The 14,738-nt window shown below is 62.9% G+C and carries 19 protein-coding genes; 6 read left to right on the forward strand and 13 right to left on the reverse strand.

Going from position 1 to position 14,738, the window contains the following annotated elements; translation table 11 throughout:
• The first annotated feature begins 91 nt into the window (after positions 1 to 91).
• Both ACP7BY_RS00345 and ACP7BY_RS00350 read left to right on the forward strand, forming a co-directional pair.
• Positions 92 to 991, forward strand: a complete 900-nt coding sequence (locus ACP7BY_RS00345) for an SDR family NAD(P)-dependent oxidoreductase (RefSeq protein ID WP_033964620.1) — start codon at positions 92 to 94, stop codon at positions 989 to 991.
• Between the two features lie 75 nt (positions 992 to 1,066).
• Positions 1,067 to 2,098: a hypothetical protein gene (locus tag ACP7BY_RS00350; RefSeq protein ID WP_033964619.1), complete on the forward strand. Its 1,032-nt coding sequence runs from the start codon at positions 1,067 to 1,069 to the stop codon at positions 2,096 to 2,098.
• Positions 2,099 to 2,139: 41 nt separating this feature from the next.
• Here the strand turns inward: ACP7BY_RS00350 and ACP7BY_RS00355 are convergent, their stop codons facing one another.
• Together ACP7BY_RS00355 and epsC are read right to left on the reverse strand one after the other, a co-directional pair.
• On the reverse strand, positions 2,140 to 2,481 hold the full coding sequence (locus tag ACP7BY_RS00355) for a DUF2794 domain-containing protein (protein WP_033964617.1): 342 nt from the start codon (positions 2,479 to 2,481) through the stop codon (positions 2,140 to 2,142).
• The gene (gene epsC, locus ACP7BY_RS00360) at positions 2,481 to 3,158 is read right to left on the reverse strand and encodes a serine O-acetyltransferase EpsC (protein ID WP_126845661.1); all 678 of its coding nucleotides are present in this window, start codon (positions 3,156 to 3,158) and stop codon (positions 2,481 to 2,483) included. Before epsC ends, ACP7BY_RS00355 begins: the two co-directional genes overlap by 1 nt.
• 137 nt (positions 3,159 to 3,295) lie before the next feature.
• On the opposite strand from epsC, the gene ACP7BY_RS00365 reads away from it, so the two are divergent.
• Positions 3,296 to 4,075, forward strand: coding sequence for a sulfite exporter TauE/SafE family protein (locus tag ACP7BY_RS00365; RefSeq protein ID WP_033964616.1), 780 nt, complete (start codon positions 3,296 to 3,298; stop codon positions 4,073 to 4,075).
• Positions 4,076 to 4,082: 7 nt separating this feature from the next.
• Here ACP7BY_RS00365 and ACP7BY_RS00370 read toward each other — a convergent pair whose 3' ends face one another.
• Both ACP7BY_RS00370 and ACP7BY_RS00375 read right to left on the reverse strand, forming a co-directional pair.
• A complete protein-coding gene (locus tag ACP7BY_RS00370; RefSeq protein WP_033964615.1) occupies positions 4,083 to 4,604 on the reverse strand; it encodes a carboxymuconolactone decarboxylase family protein in 522 nt (173 codons plus the stop codon).
• Positions 4,605 to 4,738: 134 nt separating this feature from the next.
• On the reverse strand, positions 4,739 to 5,281 hold the full coding sequence (locus tag ACP7BY_RS00375; protein ID WP_010403117.1) for a peroxiredoxin: 543 nt from the start codon (positions 5,279 to 5,281) through the stop codon (positions 4,739 to 4,741).
• Positions 5,282 to 5,424: 143 nt separating this feature from the next.
• On the opposite strand from ACP7BY_RS00375, the gene ACP7BY_RS00380 reads away from it, so the two are divergent.
• Together ACP7BY_RS00380 and ACP7BY_RS00385 are read left to right on the forward strand one after the other, a co-directional pair.
• Positions 5,425 to 6,324, forward strand: coding sequence for a hydrogen peroxide-inducible genes activator (locus ACP7BY_RS00380; protein WP_033964614.1), 900 nt, complete (start codon positions 5,425 to 5,427; stop codon positions 6,322 to 6,324).
• 77 nt (positions 6,325 to 6,401) lie between these two features.
• Complete coding sequence (locus ACP7BY_RS00385) at positions 6,402 to 7,016, forward strand: fasciclin domain-containing protein (RefSeq protein WP_126845662.1); 615 nt, start codon at positions 6,402 to 6,404, stop codon at positions 7,014 to 7,016.
• Here the strand turns inward: ACP7BY_RS00385 and ACP7BY_RS00390 are convergent.
• From ACP7BY_RS00390 to pgsA, 3 genes are read right to left on the reverse strand one after another with little or no spacing between them, the layout of a single operon-like run.
• Complete coding sequence (locus ACP7BY_RS00390; RefSeq protein WP_033964613.1) at positions 7,013 to 7,447, reverse strand: molybdenum cofactor biosynthesis protein MoaE; 435 nt, start codon at positions 7,445 to 7,447, stop codon at positions 7,013 to 7,015. The two genes, ACP7BY_RS00385 and ACP7BY_RS00390, sit on opposite strands and share 4 nt — an antisense overlap.
• On the reverse strand, positions 7,444 to 7,701 hold the full coding sequence (locus tag ACP7BY_RS00395) for a MoaD/ThiS family protein (protein WP_126845663.1): 258 nt from the start codon (positions 7,699 to 7,701) through the stop codon (positions 7,444 to 7,446). The genes ACP7BY_RS00390 and ACP7BY_RS00395 overlap by 4 nt, the downstream gene beginning before the upstream one ends.
• Positions 7,702 to 7,704: 3 nt before the next feature.
• Entirely contained in the window at positions 7,705 to 8,271 is a 567-nt protein-coding gene (pgsA, locus tag ACP7BY_RS00400) for a CDP-diacylglycerol--glycerol-3-phosphate 3-phosphatidyltransferase (RefSeq protein ID WP_033964611.1), read from the reverse strand.
• A 123-nt stretch (positions 8,272 to 8,394) separates the two neighbouring features.
• On the opposite strand from pgsA, the gene ACP7BY_RS00405 reads away from it, so the two are divergent.
• Positions 8,395 to 9,684: an MFS transporter gene (locus ACP7BY_RS00405; RefSeq protein ID WP_126845784.1), complete on the forward strand. Its 1,290-nt coding sequence runs from the start codon at positions 8,395 to 8,397 to the stop codon at positions 9,682 to 9,684.
• A gap of 32 nt (positions 9,685 to 9,716) precedes the next feature.
• Here the strand turns inward: ACP7BY_RS00405 and ACP7BY_RS00410 are convergent, their stop codons facing one another.
• From ACP7BY_RS00410 to bamA, 6 genes are all read right to left on the reverse strand, one after another.
• Positions 9,717 to 9,884 carry a hypothetical protein gene (locus ACP7BY_RS00410; RefSeq protein WP_156142994.1) on the reverse strand — a complete coding sequence of 56 codons (168 nt, stop codon included), beginning with the start codon at positions 9,882 to 9,884 and terminating at the stop codon, positions 9,717 to 9,719.
• Between the two features lie 108 nt (positions 9,885 to 9,992).
• Positions 9,993 to 10,319, reverse strand: coding sequence for a PilZ domain-containing protein (locus ACP7BY_RS00415; protein ID WP_033964610.1), 327 nt, complete (start codon positions 10,317 to 10,319; stop codon positions 9,993 to 9,995).
• An 81-nt stretch (positions 10,320 to 10,400) separates the two neighbouring features.
• On the reverse strand, positions 10,401 to 10,634 hold the full coding sequence (gene rpmE, locus ACP7BY_RS00420; RefSeq protein WP_033964609.1) for a 50S ribosomal protein L31: 234 nt from the start codon (positions 10,632 to 10,634) through the stop codon (positions 10,401 to 10,403).
• 97 nt (positions 10,635 to 10,731) lie between these two features.
• The gene (fabZ, locus tag ACP7BY_RS00425) at positions 10,732 to 11,214 is read right to left on the reverse strand and encodes a 3-hydroxyacyl-ACP dehydratase FabZ (RefSeq protein ID WP_033964608.1); all 483 of its coding nucleotides are present in this window, start codon (positions 11,212 to 11,214) and stop codon (positions 10,732 to 10,734) included.
• A gap of 8 nt (positions 11,215 to 11,222) precedes the next feature.
• Positions 11,223 to 11,942: an OmpH family outer membrane protein gene (locus ACP7BY_RS00430; protein WP_033964606.1), complete on the reverse strand. Its 720-nt coding sequence runs from the start codon at positions 11,940 to 11,942 to the stop codon at positions 11,223 to 11,225.
• Positions 11,942 to 14,725 carry an outer membrane protein assembly factor BamA gene (gene bamA, locus ACP7BY_RS00435; protein ID WP_033964604.1) on the reverse strand — a complete coding sequence of 928 codons (2,784 nt, stop codon included), beginning with the start codon at positions 14,723 to 14,725 and terminating at the stop codon, positions 11,942 to 11,944. The genes ACP7BY_RS00430 and bamA overlap by 1 nt, the downstream gene beginning before the upstream one ends.
• Between the last annotated feature and the right edge of the window lie 13 nt (positions 14,726 to 14,738).

Consider the following 14,738-nt stretch of genomic DNA (forward strand, 5'->3'; position numbering starts at 1 on the left):
GCCTTTTCGTAAGTTCAGTATGGCGATCGTGGCTTGCACCGTGCGCGCAATCGCCTAGGACGCGCCTCAAATCACTTGGAGGAGTCCTGCTATGTCCATCCGTTTCGACGATAAGGTCGCCATCGTTACCGGTGCCGGCGGTGGTCTGGGCCGTGCTTATGCGCTTGAACTGGCGCGGCGCGGTGCGAAGGTCGTGGTCAACGACCTCGGTGGCGCGCGCGATGGCACCGGCCATTCCGACGCAGCGCTGAAGGTCGTCGAGGAAATCAAGGCGGCCGGCGGCGACGCGATCTCGAATGGCGGCAGCGTCACCGAATATGAGCAGATGGTCGAGATGGTCGCCAAGGCCAAGGAAGCCTGGGGCGGCGTCCATATCCTGATCAACAATGCCGGCGTGCTGCGCGACAAGAGCTTCGCCAAGATGGAGCCGGCCGACTTCAAGTTCGTCATCGACGTCCACCTGAACGGATCGGCCAACTGCACCAAGGCAGTGTGGGAAACGATGCGCGCGCAGAATTATGGCCGCATCCTGATGACCGCATCCTCGACCGGGCTGTACGGCAATTTCGGCCAGGCCAATTATGGCGCGGCCAAGCTCGGCCTTGCCGGGCTCACCAAGACGCTCGCGATCGAGGGGGCCAAGAACAACATCAAGGTCAACACGATCGCGCCGACCGCGGGCACGCGCATGACCGAGGACCTGTTCCCGGCCGAGGCGTTCGCTGCTTTCGCGCCCGAGAAGGTCGCCCCCGCCGCGCTCTATCTCGTGTCCGAAGACGCGCCGACCAACATGATCGTCGGTGCTGGCGCGGGCGTGTTCCAGGCGGCCTATGTCACGCTGACGCAAGGCAAGCTGCTGACCGGTGACGACCTGTCGCCGGAGGGCATTGCGGCGCACTGGGCGAAGATCACCGATCGCACCGGTGAGTTGACCCCGCAGAACGGCGCGGAACAGTCGATGAGCATCCTCAAGAAGCTGCAGGGCGGCTGATCGGCTTAGCGATACGCTGTATTGCTACAGTGACACACTTATGGTAATCCTCCTGCCGACAACAGGAGGATTACCATGTATAGCGAAAGCGATATCGACGGCGCGGTGACGGCAGGCGCGATCTCGCGCGACGCCGCCGCTGCGCTGCGCAACCACGTCGCCGCGCGGAGCGCGGTGCCAGCGGTCGACGAAGAGCACTTCCGGCTGCTGACCGGATTCAACGACATCTTCGTCTCGATCGCGCTGGCGCTGGTGCTGGTCGCGGTGGCGTGGATCGGCAAGTCGATCACCACGCCCCTGGCAGGTGCGCTGGTCGCGGTCGCCGCCTGGGCGCTGGCCGAATATTTCACGCGCGTCCGCCGCATGGCGTTGCCGAGCATCCTGCTGCTGCTCGCCTTTGTCGGTGGGGTCGCGGCGAGCTTGATCGGCGTAATGGTCGAACTCCATCCCGACCTCTCCAATCAGGTCAACGCCGCGATCGGCGCGGGGATTGCGCTTATCGCCACAGCGGCAGCCTGGGCGCATTGGCAACGGTTCATGGTACCGATCACCGTCGCGGCGGGGGCAGCAGCGGGCGTCGGCGTCGTGGTCGGTCTGACCTTCGCGGCCTTCCCGACGATGCAAGACCTCGTCTATCCGCTGGTGCTGGTGTGCGGCATCGCCGTGTTCACGCTCGCCATGCGGTGGGACATGTCCGACCGCGAACGGCGTACGCGCCGCGCCGACGTCGCCTTCTGGCTCCACCTCGCCGCCGCACCGATGATTGCGCATCCGATCTTTCACATGCTCGGCGTGTTCGGCGCGAATATCGACATCGGCACTGCGCTGATCGTGCTGGCGCTGTATCTCGCCTTCGCCTTCGTCGCCCTTGCGGTCGACCGGCGTGCGCTACTGGTGTCGAGCCTCGTCTACGTCCTCTACGCGATGTACGCGTTGTTCCAGAATGCAGGGGCAATCGAGCTTGCCTGGGCGTTCACCGGCCTCGCGATCGGCTCGGCATTGCTGACGCTGTCGGCATTCTGGCCAACGATGCGGCGGATAGTGATCGGCACGCTCGGCCATTTGGGCGAGCGTTTGCCCCCGGTCGGCACGATGGTCGCCGCCTGACCCCGCTCCAAACCCCGCTCGGCCGCGAGCGGGGTTTGTCGTCAGTCCACCACCTTCATCAACCGTCGTTCGACGGGGGCCAGCACCGGGCCCAATTCGTGCCCACGCTTCAAAACGAGGCCCGCTTCATTGACCAGCGCCCACATGCCTTGCCGGTTGCGCAAGGCCGGGCGCTTTTCGATGCGGAATTCGGGGCGCTCGGCAGCACGGCGAAAGGCGGCAAAGATCGCGGCGTCATGGCCCAACTCGATCGCATAGTCGCGCCACAGCCCAGCCGATACCATCCGTCCGTACAAATCGAGGATCCGCGTCAGTTCGACCCGCTCGAACCCGATCTGCGTCGGAACGCCGCGCGGGCTGGGAAAGGGCGTAACCGTCCCCATCAGGCGCGGTCACGCTCCTGATGGTTTTCCGCCAGCAATGCGTCGAGCCGCTTGCGCATCGTCTCCAGCTCACACCGCAGCAACTCCACGCGCTGCGTCGCCGGATCGAACATATCGCTGCACGGCGTGCCATAAGCGAGGAAGCCGGTCGGCTTCTGCCCCCCCTCCACCATCGTCGCGCGCGCCGGGATACCGACCATCACCGCGCCTTCGACGACATCCTTGGTCACCACCGCATTGGCACCGACGCGAGAGCCCTTGCCCAGCGTGATCGGCCCCAGCACCTGTGCGCCGGAGCCAATGATGACATTGTCACAAAGGGTCGGATGACGCTTGCCCGCGACGCCATTGTCTGGGCTCGTGCCGCCGAGCGTGACGCACTGATAGATGGTGACGTTGTCTCCGATCTCGGCGGTTTCCCCAATCACCACGAAGCCATGGTCGATAAAGAAATTGCGCCCGATCGTCGCGCCGGGATGAATGTCGATCGCGGTCAGAAAACGCGAAAAATGGTTCACCGCACGCGCCAGAAAGAACAGCCGCGCCTTGAAAAGACGATGCGCGATCCGGTGGTACGCGAGCGCCCACACACCCGGATATGTGAGAATCTCAAGCCGCGACCGGGGGGCCGGATCGCGCGCCTTAATTGAATCGAGATAGGCGAGCAATCGTCCCATCGTGGCGGTGTCCCCTTATTATGGGAGATTATCTAGGCGCTCAGTCGAGCGAATAAAAGGACCAGTTCACCGCCGACCACGCCGCATAAATCCCTATCTACCTTGTGGGATTTGGGAAATTCCGCGAAAGTTCGCCGATGTTCGATCTCTCCTCATGGGATTTCACGGCGATCCTAGCCGTGATGCTGCCCTTCATTCTGGTCGGTTTTGCCGCACAGATGATCGATGGTGCGCTCGGAATGGCTTTCGGCATCATCAACAACACCTTGCTGGTGGTGTTTCTGGGCGTGCCCCCTGCCCTCGCTTCGGCCAGCGTCCATGCGGTCGAAACGTTCACCACCGCCGCATCGGGCGTAAGCCACATTCTGCATCGCAATGTCGATTGGCGGCTGTTCCGCCGACTGGTGATCCCAGGCGTGCTTGGCGGCATTCTGGGTGCCTATGTGCTGAGCACCATCGATGCATCGGTCGCGCGACCGTTCGTGATGGCCTATCTCGCGGCAATCGGGTTGTACCTGCTGTTTCGCGCCTATCGCGGCAAGGTCCACCCGCGCGAACCCAAGATCATTGAACCGCTCGGCTTTGCCGGCGGCTTTCTCGATGCGGCGGGCGGGGGTGGCTGGGGTCCAGTGGTGACCTCCAATTTGCTGGTGCAGGGGGCGCCGCCGCGCACCACCATCGGCACCGTCAACACCTCGGAATTTTTCCTGACCTCGACGATCTCGATAACCTTCATCACCACGATGGGGTGGAAGGCGTTCACGCTTCAGACGCTGGGCCTGCTGATCGGCGGGTTGCTGGCGGCCCCCTTTGGTGCTGTCATCGCCAAGCGCGTGCCGACGCGCCCGCTGATGGGGCTGATCGGCACGCTGCTGACCGCGACGAGCGCCTACTCGGTTTGGGCGGCGCTCGCCTGAACGACGTTTAATTGACGGCGGCGTGGACCGTCGCAACCGCTTTCATCACCGCACCGATCCGCACCGCGGTCTGGATCGCTTCGGCGGTGGCACCGGCCTTCTTGAGCACTTGCTCATGGCTGTCGATGCACATGCCGCAGCCGTTCATCGCGCTCACGGCAAGGCTGAACAGCTCGAAATCGACCTTGTCGATGCCCGGCGCACCGATCACATTCATGCGCAGCTTGGCCGGCATCGTCTGATATTCGGCATTCCCGGCGAGATGGGTGAAGCGATAATAGACGTTGTTCATCGCCATCACCGCCGCCGCCGCGCGCGCCGCATTCGCCGCTTCCGGGGTCAGCTTCGCGGCAACCTCGGCCTCGGTCACGTCGACCAGCGGCTTATAGCCGGTGGCGTGCGCGCAGGACAGGAACAGGCCATATTTTTGCTGGTCAGGCAAATGCGCCTCGTTGAGCAGCGAGCCGACGTTGAGACGAATATCCTTGGCGAAATCCGGGAGCGTCCCGGCGAAATCCTTAAGTGACATGATGTTTCTTTCTCGCTCCCCTCCCGCTTGCGGGAGGGGTTGGGGGAGGGCCTGACATAGAAAAGGGGCGCTCCGACCTACGGTACGCCCCTCCCCTAGCCCCTCCCGCAGAGCGGGAGGGGAATTTTACCGACTTACGCCGCGATCTTCAGGACGTCGTCGCCCTTGTTCCAGTTGCACGGGCACAGCTCGTCGGTCTGCAGTGCGTCGAGCACGCGCAGCGTTTCCGCCGGGTTGCGACCGACGTTCAGGCCGTTGACCTGCACCGCCTGGATGACGTTGTCGGGATCGATGATGAAGGTCGCGCGGAACGCGACATGCTCGTTCTTGTCGAGAATGCCGAGCTGCGACGCCAGCACGCCACCGTTATCCGCCAGCCAGGGGAAATCCGCCGCGGCCAGATCGGGGTCGGACTTGCGCCAGGCGAGGTGAACGTGCGCGGTATCGGTCGACGCACCGATCAGCACCGCGTCACGATCTTCGAAATCGCCCTTCAGGCCCGCATAACCGACGATTTCGGTCGGGCAGACGAAGGTGAAATCCTTTGGCCAGTAGAACAGCACCTTCCACTTGCCTGGGAACGCGTCCTGGCTGAGCGTTTCACCGGCGGGAAGCGCGTTGACGCCCTGCTGAACGGGAACCGTGAAATCGGGGAGCTTATCGCCAATGGTCAACATATTCTGGGCCTCCTAAAAATGGGGCCTCTTCTGGCATCCTCCACCGCAGCGCTTCTGCACCGTCTGTTGCACAGGCTCATATAGGGCCTGTTTTTATCGATCCAATGGGTTATTTACACGCTTCTGATCGAGTGGAGCGATAAATGGCGACCTATTTGCCGACCCTGAAACAGTTGCAATATCTCGCTGCCCTGCAGGATCACGGGCATTTCGGGCGTGCCGCCGAGGCGTGTTTCGTGACACAGTCGACCTTGTCGGCGGGGATCCGCGAACTCGAAACCCTGATCGGGGTGACCCTGGTCGAGCGCACCCGCCGCGTCGTGCGCTTCACCCCGCTGGGCGACCGCATCGCCGACAAAGCGCGCCGCGTGCTGCGCGAAGCCGATGAACTGGGCGACATGGCGCGCGCTGCCGGACGCCCCTTATCGGGGGAGATGCGGATGAGCGTGATCCCGACGATCGCGCCGTTCATGCTTCCGCGCATCCTGCCGCGGTTGCGGCGCGACTATCCCGACCTCAAACTCTTCCTGCGCGAGGAACCCAGCGGTGCCGCCTGTGAGGGCCTCCATCACGGGCGTGCCGATTGCGTGTTGCTGGCGCTCCCGTTCGCGTGTGGCGAGGTGAGCGCGCAGGTGCTGTTCGAGGATCGCTTGTTCGTGGCAGGCCAGCCGGGCGAGATGGGCAATATCGCGCGTGCGATGCCCTCTGCGGAAATCGACGAGACACGGCTGTTGCTGCTCGAGGACGGGCATTGCCTTAAGGACCATGCGTTATCCGCTTGTGCCCGGCCGGAATTGCGAGCCGAGGCGACGATGATGGGCACGTCGCTCCACACGATCGTACAGATGATCGACAATGGGCTGGGGCTCACGATGTTGCCCGAAATGGCGCTGAAGGCCGGCATCCTCGATCATACCGGTTTGGTCTCGCGCCCGCTCGATGCCGCCAATCCGGCGCGAAAAATCGCACTGGTCTGGCGACGCGGTTCGCCGCGGGAGAAAGACTTTCAATTGCTGGCGACGGCGTTGGCGGAACCGGCTTGACGAAACTATTCGGCCGCTCGACCGTAGTTTGGGGGAGCCTCCTGTAACAGAGGCTCCCTGATCCAGTGGAGAAACTGATGACGTTCAAGACCAACCTGTATCTGGCAACCGTTGCTGGCGCACTCGCCTTCGGTGCTGCCGCCACCGCACAGACCGCGCCAGCGGCTCCGGCAGCGCCCGCAGCCCCGGCAGCAGCCCCCGCGCCGAACCCGACGGTCGGCGGGGCCGTAATGGATGCGACCAAGCCGATCGCTACGAACGCGGCCGCTGCCCCCAACCTCACCACGCTGGTGTCCGCAGTGAAGGCTGCAGGCCTTGCCACGACCCTGGCGGGCCCCGGCCCCTTCACCGTCTTCGCGCCGACGAACGATGCCTTCAGCCGCCTCGCGCCGGGCACGGTCGACACGCTGCTGAAGCCTGAGAACAAGGCCACGCTGGCCAAGGTGCTGACCTATCACGTCGTGCCGGGTACGCTGACGCTGACCGACATCCAGGCGAAGGTCACCGCTGGTGGTGGCAAGGCGGTATTGACCACTGTCGAAGGCGAACCGCTGACGATCGAGCTGATCGGTGGCGGCGTGCAGCTGACCGACGTCAACGGCAATAAGAGCTACATCGAAACCCCCGACGTCGCCCAGTCGAACGGCGTCGTGCATGTCGTCAACGGCGTACTGTCGCCCAAGCTCGGCTAAAGCGTCCACCGCGCGGCGGCGGCATCGTCGCTGCCGCGTGGTTCTACCCAACGGGTCTCGTCGCCGCGTGTTTCCTTTTTCCAAAAGGGCGCGTCGGTCTTCAAGCGATCGATCAGAAAGGCGCAAGCCTCCAGCGCGGGCGCGCGGTGCGGTGCCGCTGTGCCGACAAACACCACCACATCCCCCGGTGCCATCGCACCGACCCGGTGCGTGATCCGCGCATCGATCAGCGCCCAACGCTCACGCGCTTCGTCCACCAGCCTCTGCAGGGCCGCCTCGGTCGCCCCGGGATAATGTTCGAGTTCCAGCGTCGCGACGCCGTCATCGGCGCGGACGAGGCCCACGAAGGTGGCGATGCCCCCTGCCCCGGCGGCAGACAAGGCTGCGAATTGCTCGGCGGCGTCGATGCGGGCAGGATCGACGACGATCATCCGCCGGTCACCGGTGGGAAAATAGCAACTTCACGCGCCGACCCCAGCACCGCGTCCAGCGGCACGAACACCTGATCGACCGCGGCGCGCAAGCGCGCCGGGTCGGCGAAGGCCGCGCCGTGCACCGCGCTCCCGTTCGCCAGCCAGCCGATCAGATCGGCGACCGTCACGACGTCGCCTGGCGGGTCAACCATCTCGCCGCCACGTCCAATCCGTTCGCGTACCCACGCGAAATAGAGCATCTCGATCGCCACAGTTCAGTCCATATGCTTCAGGCCGACGCGCAGATAGTCCCAACCGGTGATCACCGTCAGCACCGCTGCGCCCCACAGGGTAACCAGGCCGACGTGCGCCACCCACGGGTAGAGCGGCACCGCGCCACCCAGAATCAACGCTCCCAGCGACACCATCTGCAGGGTGGTTTTCCATTTGGCGAGCCGCGACACCGGCACCGACACCTGCAATTGCGCGAGGAACTCGCGTAGGCCCGACACCGTGATTTCCCGCAGCAGGATGATCAGCGCGGCGATCTGATGCACGCCCTGGATAACCGCCGGATTGCCATCGCGGGTGCCCACCAGCAGCAGGATGACGGCCGCGACCATGATCTTGTCGGCGATCGGGTCAAGGAACACGCCGAGCTTCGACACCGTTCCGTTGGCCCGCGCGAGATACCCGTCGAAATAATCGGTGATGCCCATCAGGCAATACAGCACGAATCCCGCTGCATAGCCCTCCGCCCAGCCCGGCCACCACAGGAACCAGGCAAGCAGCGGCACCGCGACGATCCGCGACAGGGTGAGCAAGTTGGGTAAGGTCAGCACACACCCGCTCTACTCGCCCGATCCCGCGCGCGAAACCCCAACATGACAAGCGGGTTGCTGGCGCTAGCCCGGCTGGGCTATGGGCGGTCCTTATTTCGCGATATCGAGGCCTCGAAACACATCATGCTCAACGCGCTCGGCTTGCTGAAAGAGCGCCGATTTCTGCCCTTGTTCGTCACGCAGTTCCTTGGGGCGTTCAACGACAATCTGTTCAAGACGGTGATGGTTCAATTCGCCATTTACCGGATTTTCGCCGACCAACGGCTTGAGCAGAATTTCACGGCATTCGCGACCGCGCTTGGTATCCTGCCGTTTTTCTTGCTGTCCGCGCTTGCGGGGCAATTGGCTGACACGCACGACAAGGCCAAGATTATCCGGGTGGTGAAGACCGCCGAGATCGGCATCATGATCGTCGGGGCGAGCGGACTGATGATCGCCTGGGCGGGGTATACCACCGCCGGGCTGGTACTGATGCTGGCCGCAGTGCTGTTCCTCGGCGTGCACTCGGCGTTTTTCGGTCCGATCAAATACGCGATTCTGCCGCAGCATCTGCATGAGGATGAAGTGCTGGGCGGCACTGGTCTGGTCGAATCGGGCACCTATCTCGCGATCCTGATCGGCACCGTGCTCGGCGGGTTCATCGCCGTGCAGCATGCCGCGATCGTGGTACTGGTGGTCGCAGCGGTCGGCTGGATCGCATCGCTGCAAATCCCGCCCGCACTGCGCGAAGGCCGCGAACTGGTGGTGAGCTACAATCCCTTCACGTCGTCGTGGCGCTTGATTTCCGCGACGATGCACATCCGCCGCCTGTTCCTCGCTATCTGCGCGATCAGCTTCTTCTGGACGATGGGGGCAGTGCTCATCATCATCTTCCAGCCGCTCGCCAAGAATGTGCTGACGGCCGACAAACATGTCCTGACGCTGATGATCGCGCTGTTTTCGATTGGTGTCGCGGTCGGATCGGTGCTGATCAACGCGCTGCTGAAAGGCCACACCTCGGCGAAATATGCCCCTGCCTCGGTGCTGGCGATGGGCGCGTTTATCGTCGCTTTCTCGTTCCTCTGCCGCGACTGGCCCGCCGCACCGCACGGCACGCTGTACGACGTGATGACCTTTATCGAGATTCCCCGCGCTGTGCTGGTGATTGTGGCACTGATGGGAATTGCGGTGACCGGCGGCATGTTCGTCGTTCCGCTTTACGCCTTCCTCACCACCACGGTGACCAAGGATCAAACCGCCCGCACCGTCGCCGCCAACAATGTCGTCAATGCCGGCGCGATGACCATCGGTGCGGTGGCGGTGCAGGGACTGGCGGTCGCCGGGCTATCGCCCGAAAACATGCTGCTGATCGTGGCGGCGATGTGTCCTGTATCGGCGTGGCTGGCGCAAAAGCTGCACCTCGCCTGCGACTGACGACCCAGCTCAAACGGCGGCGACTCGCCGCTTCAGAAAATGAACGTGTAGAAGCACACGAAGAAGGCTGTGAAGCTGAGCGCGAACAGTCTGATGTCGCCCTCATCGCGGACCCGCGCGCGCTCTACCCGCCCGGTTACGACGGAGCGGCGGAACGGGTGACGGGCGCTGGGCGCGGCGAGCGAGAGGGTCCGTTGCATGGCAACAGGTTAACGCCGCGTTTACGATTTCGACCAGTGCTTCTTTTGGTTAGCGGCGTCTAAATGCGGGACACCCGCGCAACGCGGCACCGCCCAGCCGTGAGCTGCTCAGACAAATTCGACGTTCGCGCCGGTCAATGCTGCAAAAGTGGTGTCGTCGAGCGGTTCCTGGAACTGGCAACCGGCTTCGAAATCATCGGCCCACACGATCGTGGCGATGACTTGCCCGATACGCGGCAAGGTCAGCCAGATCCTGGCACCCTTTTTCATCGGGGAATATGTGTGCAATTTGGCACCATGCAGCGACACGTTGGTCACCTTGCACAGCGCGCGATCGAATCCGCCACGACCCAGCTTTGCGTCAAGCGAGATCGGCGCACGCGGACTGCGGCGGCGATCGGTCTGGACGACAGGTTCGAATTCGGCGGCAATCATTTAACGTCCCTCCCCGCGAAAACCGCGAGGAGGGAAGAGTAGGCGACTATCGCTAATGCGTCGTTAACGACGCGAAGAAGCTTACTTCTTGCCGATCGACGACATCGCGCCGAAACGCTTGTTGAAGCGCGCAACCTGGCCGCCCGAATCGAGCATCGTGCCGCGACCACCGGTCCAGGCCGGATGCGCGAGCGGATCTATGTCGAGCGTCATCAGATCGCCTTCCTTGCCCCAGGTCGTGCGGGTCTGGAACTGCGTGCCGTCGGTCATCTGCACCGTGATGGTGTGATAATCGGGGTGAATGCCTTTTTTCACGTCGTAAATCTCCGAAAGGCCGCTGGTTACCGACCAGCAGCGAAGGCGCGGGCCCTATCAGAGCCCGCGCCGTGTAGCAATGCGTCTTGTGCGGCCGTTATGCCTTGGGCGGGTCGGCGATCATCGCGGTGAAGTTCGCCTCGGCCGCCAATTGCCCGTCGATCGTCGCGCGTCCGGCGAATTTGCACACGCTGGAACGCTTCTGGACGAATTCGACCTCGAGCTTGAGCAGCACCCCGGGTTCGACCGGCTTGCGGAACTTCGCCCCGTCGATCGCCATGAAATAGACGAGCTTGCCCGAGCCCGCGAGCCCCAGCGACTCGACCGCGAGAATCCCCGCAGCCTGCGCCATCGCCTCGACGATCAGCACGCCGGGCATGATCGGTCGTCCTGGGAAATGCCCCTGGAAGAACTGCTCGTTGATCGTCACCGCCTTGATCGCGGTGATCGACCGGTCGAGGATAAGATCCTCGACACGGTCGACCAACAGCATCGGGTAGCGATGCGGCAATGCCGCCATCACTCGCCCAATGTCGAGCGGGCCGATTGCGCCCCGCCCTGTTTCGTCTGCATCCGCCATCGTGTCGCTCAGCGGCCCTGCGGTGCCTTGCCGGTCGGTGCCGGCGCGGCGGCCGCAGCGCGGCGTGCCTGGATCGCGGCGGCATATTGCTGCTGTTGCAAATATTGCTGGAGGAGCTGCTGGGTCTGCTGGCTCGGCTGCCACCCGGCCGGCGGCGTGATCGGAACCGACGGGTTGGTACGGTCGAGTTCAGCCTTGATGTCGTCGGTCACGTCGACGGCGGGCGTGCTGAACTGCACCGTGTTAGCCGACAGCAACAGGCTGATCTTCTTGGCGGTCACGACCGCGTTCATCGCAGCCGAATATTTCTGCGAGATCTGCTCGATCGCGTAGGCCTGCGCGAGGATCGCCGGGCCGCGCAGGCGGGCGAGATCGGTCTGGGCCGATTTCTGCGCCGCTTCGATCTTGGCCAGTGCCGGGTTCTTCGCGGCTTCGGCGGCGGCGATTTCAGCGTCGTCGAGCTTCTTGTCCTTGTTGAGGTCAAGCGGCGCGTACAGCGTGTTCAACTCGGTCTGCAAAGCCTGCTGGCGAGCATTGGCCTGGTCGAGCTGTGCCTTGTAGGTCGTCGCGATCGAGGTGTTGGCGGCATCGAGTGCCTTGGCGGTGAGGATCACGGTTTCCGGATCGGCGATCGCTACGCCAGAAACCTGCGCCTGTGCAGAGCCCGCCGCAACGAGCGTCGGCGCGATCAGCGCGCAGCCGAGCATGAGCTTTTGATACATTTTCATCAGAACTGTGTCCCTACGTTGAAAGTAATGAGTTTGGAGTCGTCGCTCTTGTCCTTGAGGACAGCGTAAGCAAGATCGATGCGCAGCGGCCCGAACGGCGAGTTCCAGTTGACGCCCGCGCCAACCGAGATGCGCGGACGCGCCGAGTTGCCGCCGAAGACTTCTTTGAACGGAGCCTGTGTGGTCGTGTAGGGCGTATTGGTCGATGTGCCGACGCACGTGCCGCCGATCGTCGCAGAATAGCCGGTCTGACACGTCGTGGTTGCCCCGGGATTGGTCGCATCGGTCGCCGGCACTGTGTAATAAGGCTGGCCGTTGGTCGCATAGACCGGCGAGATCAACGGCTGGTACGTTACCCGCCCCGTGACCGGGTCCACTGTTGTCGGAAACTGGCTGCCCGACAAAACCGGCGATGTGATGCCGAACAACGCACCGGCCTGCACATAGATGGACGGCCGCAGCCCAAGCTCACGCGCGCCCGCGCCGAGCGGAATCTCGATTTCGAATTTGCCGAGATAATAAGCCCGGCCACCCAATGCGTCGTCGACGAATTGGGTACGGTCGGTCACCAGCGTCTGGTTGCCGGACGCATCGGTCGTATAGCCGATGCGCTGGACGCGCGGCCCAACGCCGCGAATGTCGAAGCCACGGAAGTCCGGCTCGCCCAGGTAGAAGCGATCGGTAATGCGGACATTGTCGATCCCAACGCCACGGCTCTTCTCCAGCGAATGGATGTAACCACCCTCGGCATTGAGCGACCCGATGAACCCCGCACCAATGTTGAAGAATTTCGATCCTTCAATCTTCGAGCGAATATATTTCACATCGCCGCCAAGCCCTGCGAAATCCTGGCTGAAGATGAAGCGCTGGCCGGCAGTCGGGCGCAGTCGGCTGTTGAGGCTGTCGAACACCAGCGAATAGCCGATCGACGACGTCCAGCGATTACCGATCGCGTCGCACAAATATCGGCCGGCAAGCAGCGGCTCGCAGGTGTCCCCCGGAGAATTGCCGCGAATGCCGTCGTTATTCGAGTCGCTGAAATAGGTGCTCTTGTCGAGGCCGACTTCGTCATAGCTTAGGCCATAACGCCCGGCGAGCTGCCAATATTCGGTCAACGGAACACCGGCACGGACCTGGAAGCCAGTCGACACCTGCGTGTAGGTGGTCTGCCGCGTATTGCCGAGATAGTTGAAGGCGTTGTAATCGCGCCGGAAAATGTCGCCGCCGATCGCGATATTCTTGTTGAACAGATAGGGCTCGGTAAAGCCTAGCTCGACCGACTTGGAATAGGTCGAATAATTGACGCTGGCGCGCAACTCCTGGCCCTTGCCGCGGAAATTGCGTTGTTTGATCGACGCCTGAATGATGAACTGTTCAAGGCTGGAATAGCCTGCCGACAGCGACAATTCGCCCGTGGATTTCTCTTCGACATCGGCCGTCAAAACCACACGGTCGGGGGCCGCCCCCTGCGTCTGCTTGATCTCGAACTTGTCCTGGAAAAAACCGAGCGAGTTGATGCGGTCCTGCGAACGCTTGACCTGGAAGCTGTTGAACGCGTCGCCTTCCGACAGGCGGATTTCACGACGGATGATCTTGTCCTGAGTCTGCGTGTTGCCGTTGATTTCGACGCGCTCGACATAGGTGCGCTTGGCTTCGGCGATGTGGAAATTGATCCCCATCGTCAGCGTGTCCTTGTCACGCTGGAAGTCCGGATTCACTTCGGTGAAAGCGTAACCGAACAGGCCCGCCGCCTCGCTAAGCGAATCGACCGAGGTCTCGACCTTCTTGGCGTTGTACCAGTCGCCCTTCTTGATCCCGAGGTTTGCCGCGAGCCGCTTGTTGTCGAAATCGCGAATGTCGCTGTCGACGGTCACGTCCCCGAATTTGTAGCGCTTCCCCTCTTCCACCACATAAGTGATGATGAAGTCCTTCTTGTCCGGGGTCAGCTCGGCAACGGCGGAAGTGACGCGGAAGTCGGCATAGCCTTCGGTCAGATAGAATTGGCGCAGCTTCTGCTGGTCATAGGCCAGGCGATCCTGGTCATAGCTGGTGTTCGAGCTGAGCAGCGTCGTCAGGCGCGCTTGCTTGGTCGCCATCTGCTCGCGCAGCTTGCTGTCGGAAAACACTTCGTTGCCGAGGATGTTGATCTGGCGGACCTTCGACTTCGGCCCCTCGGTCACCTCGAAGATGACATCGACGCGGTTCTGGTCGAGCGACACCATCTTGGGATCGACGACTGCGGCAAAGCGCCCCTGGCGGCGATACAGTTCGATGATGCGCGCCACGTCCTGACGCACGGCGGTGCGGGTGAAGATCTGGCGGGGGGCGAGTTTCACCTCCTTCTTGATCTTGTCTTCCTTCAGCCGCTTATTGCCCTCGAAGATGACGCGGTTGATGATCGGGTTTTCGCGCACGCGCAGCACGATGTCGCCGGTCTCGGCACCGCCGATCGTCACATCGGCGAACAGGTCGCTGGCGTAGAGATCCTTGATCGCCTGATCGAGCGTCTCGTTGGTGAAGACCTGACCGGTGCGCAGCTTGGTGTAAGACAGCACCGTCTCGGGTTCGAGACGCTGCGAACCTTCGACCCGGATCGCCTTGATCGTGCGGGTGACCGGTGCGACGACCTGCGCTGGTGCAGGTGCCGGTGCCGGCTGCGGTGTCGCCGCGGGTTGGCCCGTCGTCTGCGCGACCGCAACGGTCGGCACGCCGGTGAGCATCGTGCCTGCGAGCAACACGGCGGTGGCCCGTGCGCCGTATTTGGAAACCTTGATTGCTGTCACATCCCACCCCAAA

It is taken from the genome of Sphingomonas sp. PSPC2-2 (assembly GCF_049897725.1).
Taxonomy (GTDB): Bacteria; Pseudomonadota; Alphaproteobacteria; order Sphingomonadales; family Sphingomonadaceae; genus Sphingomonas.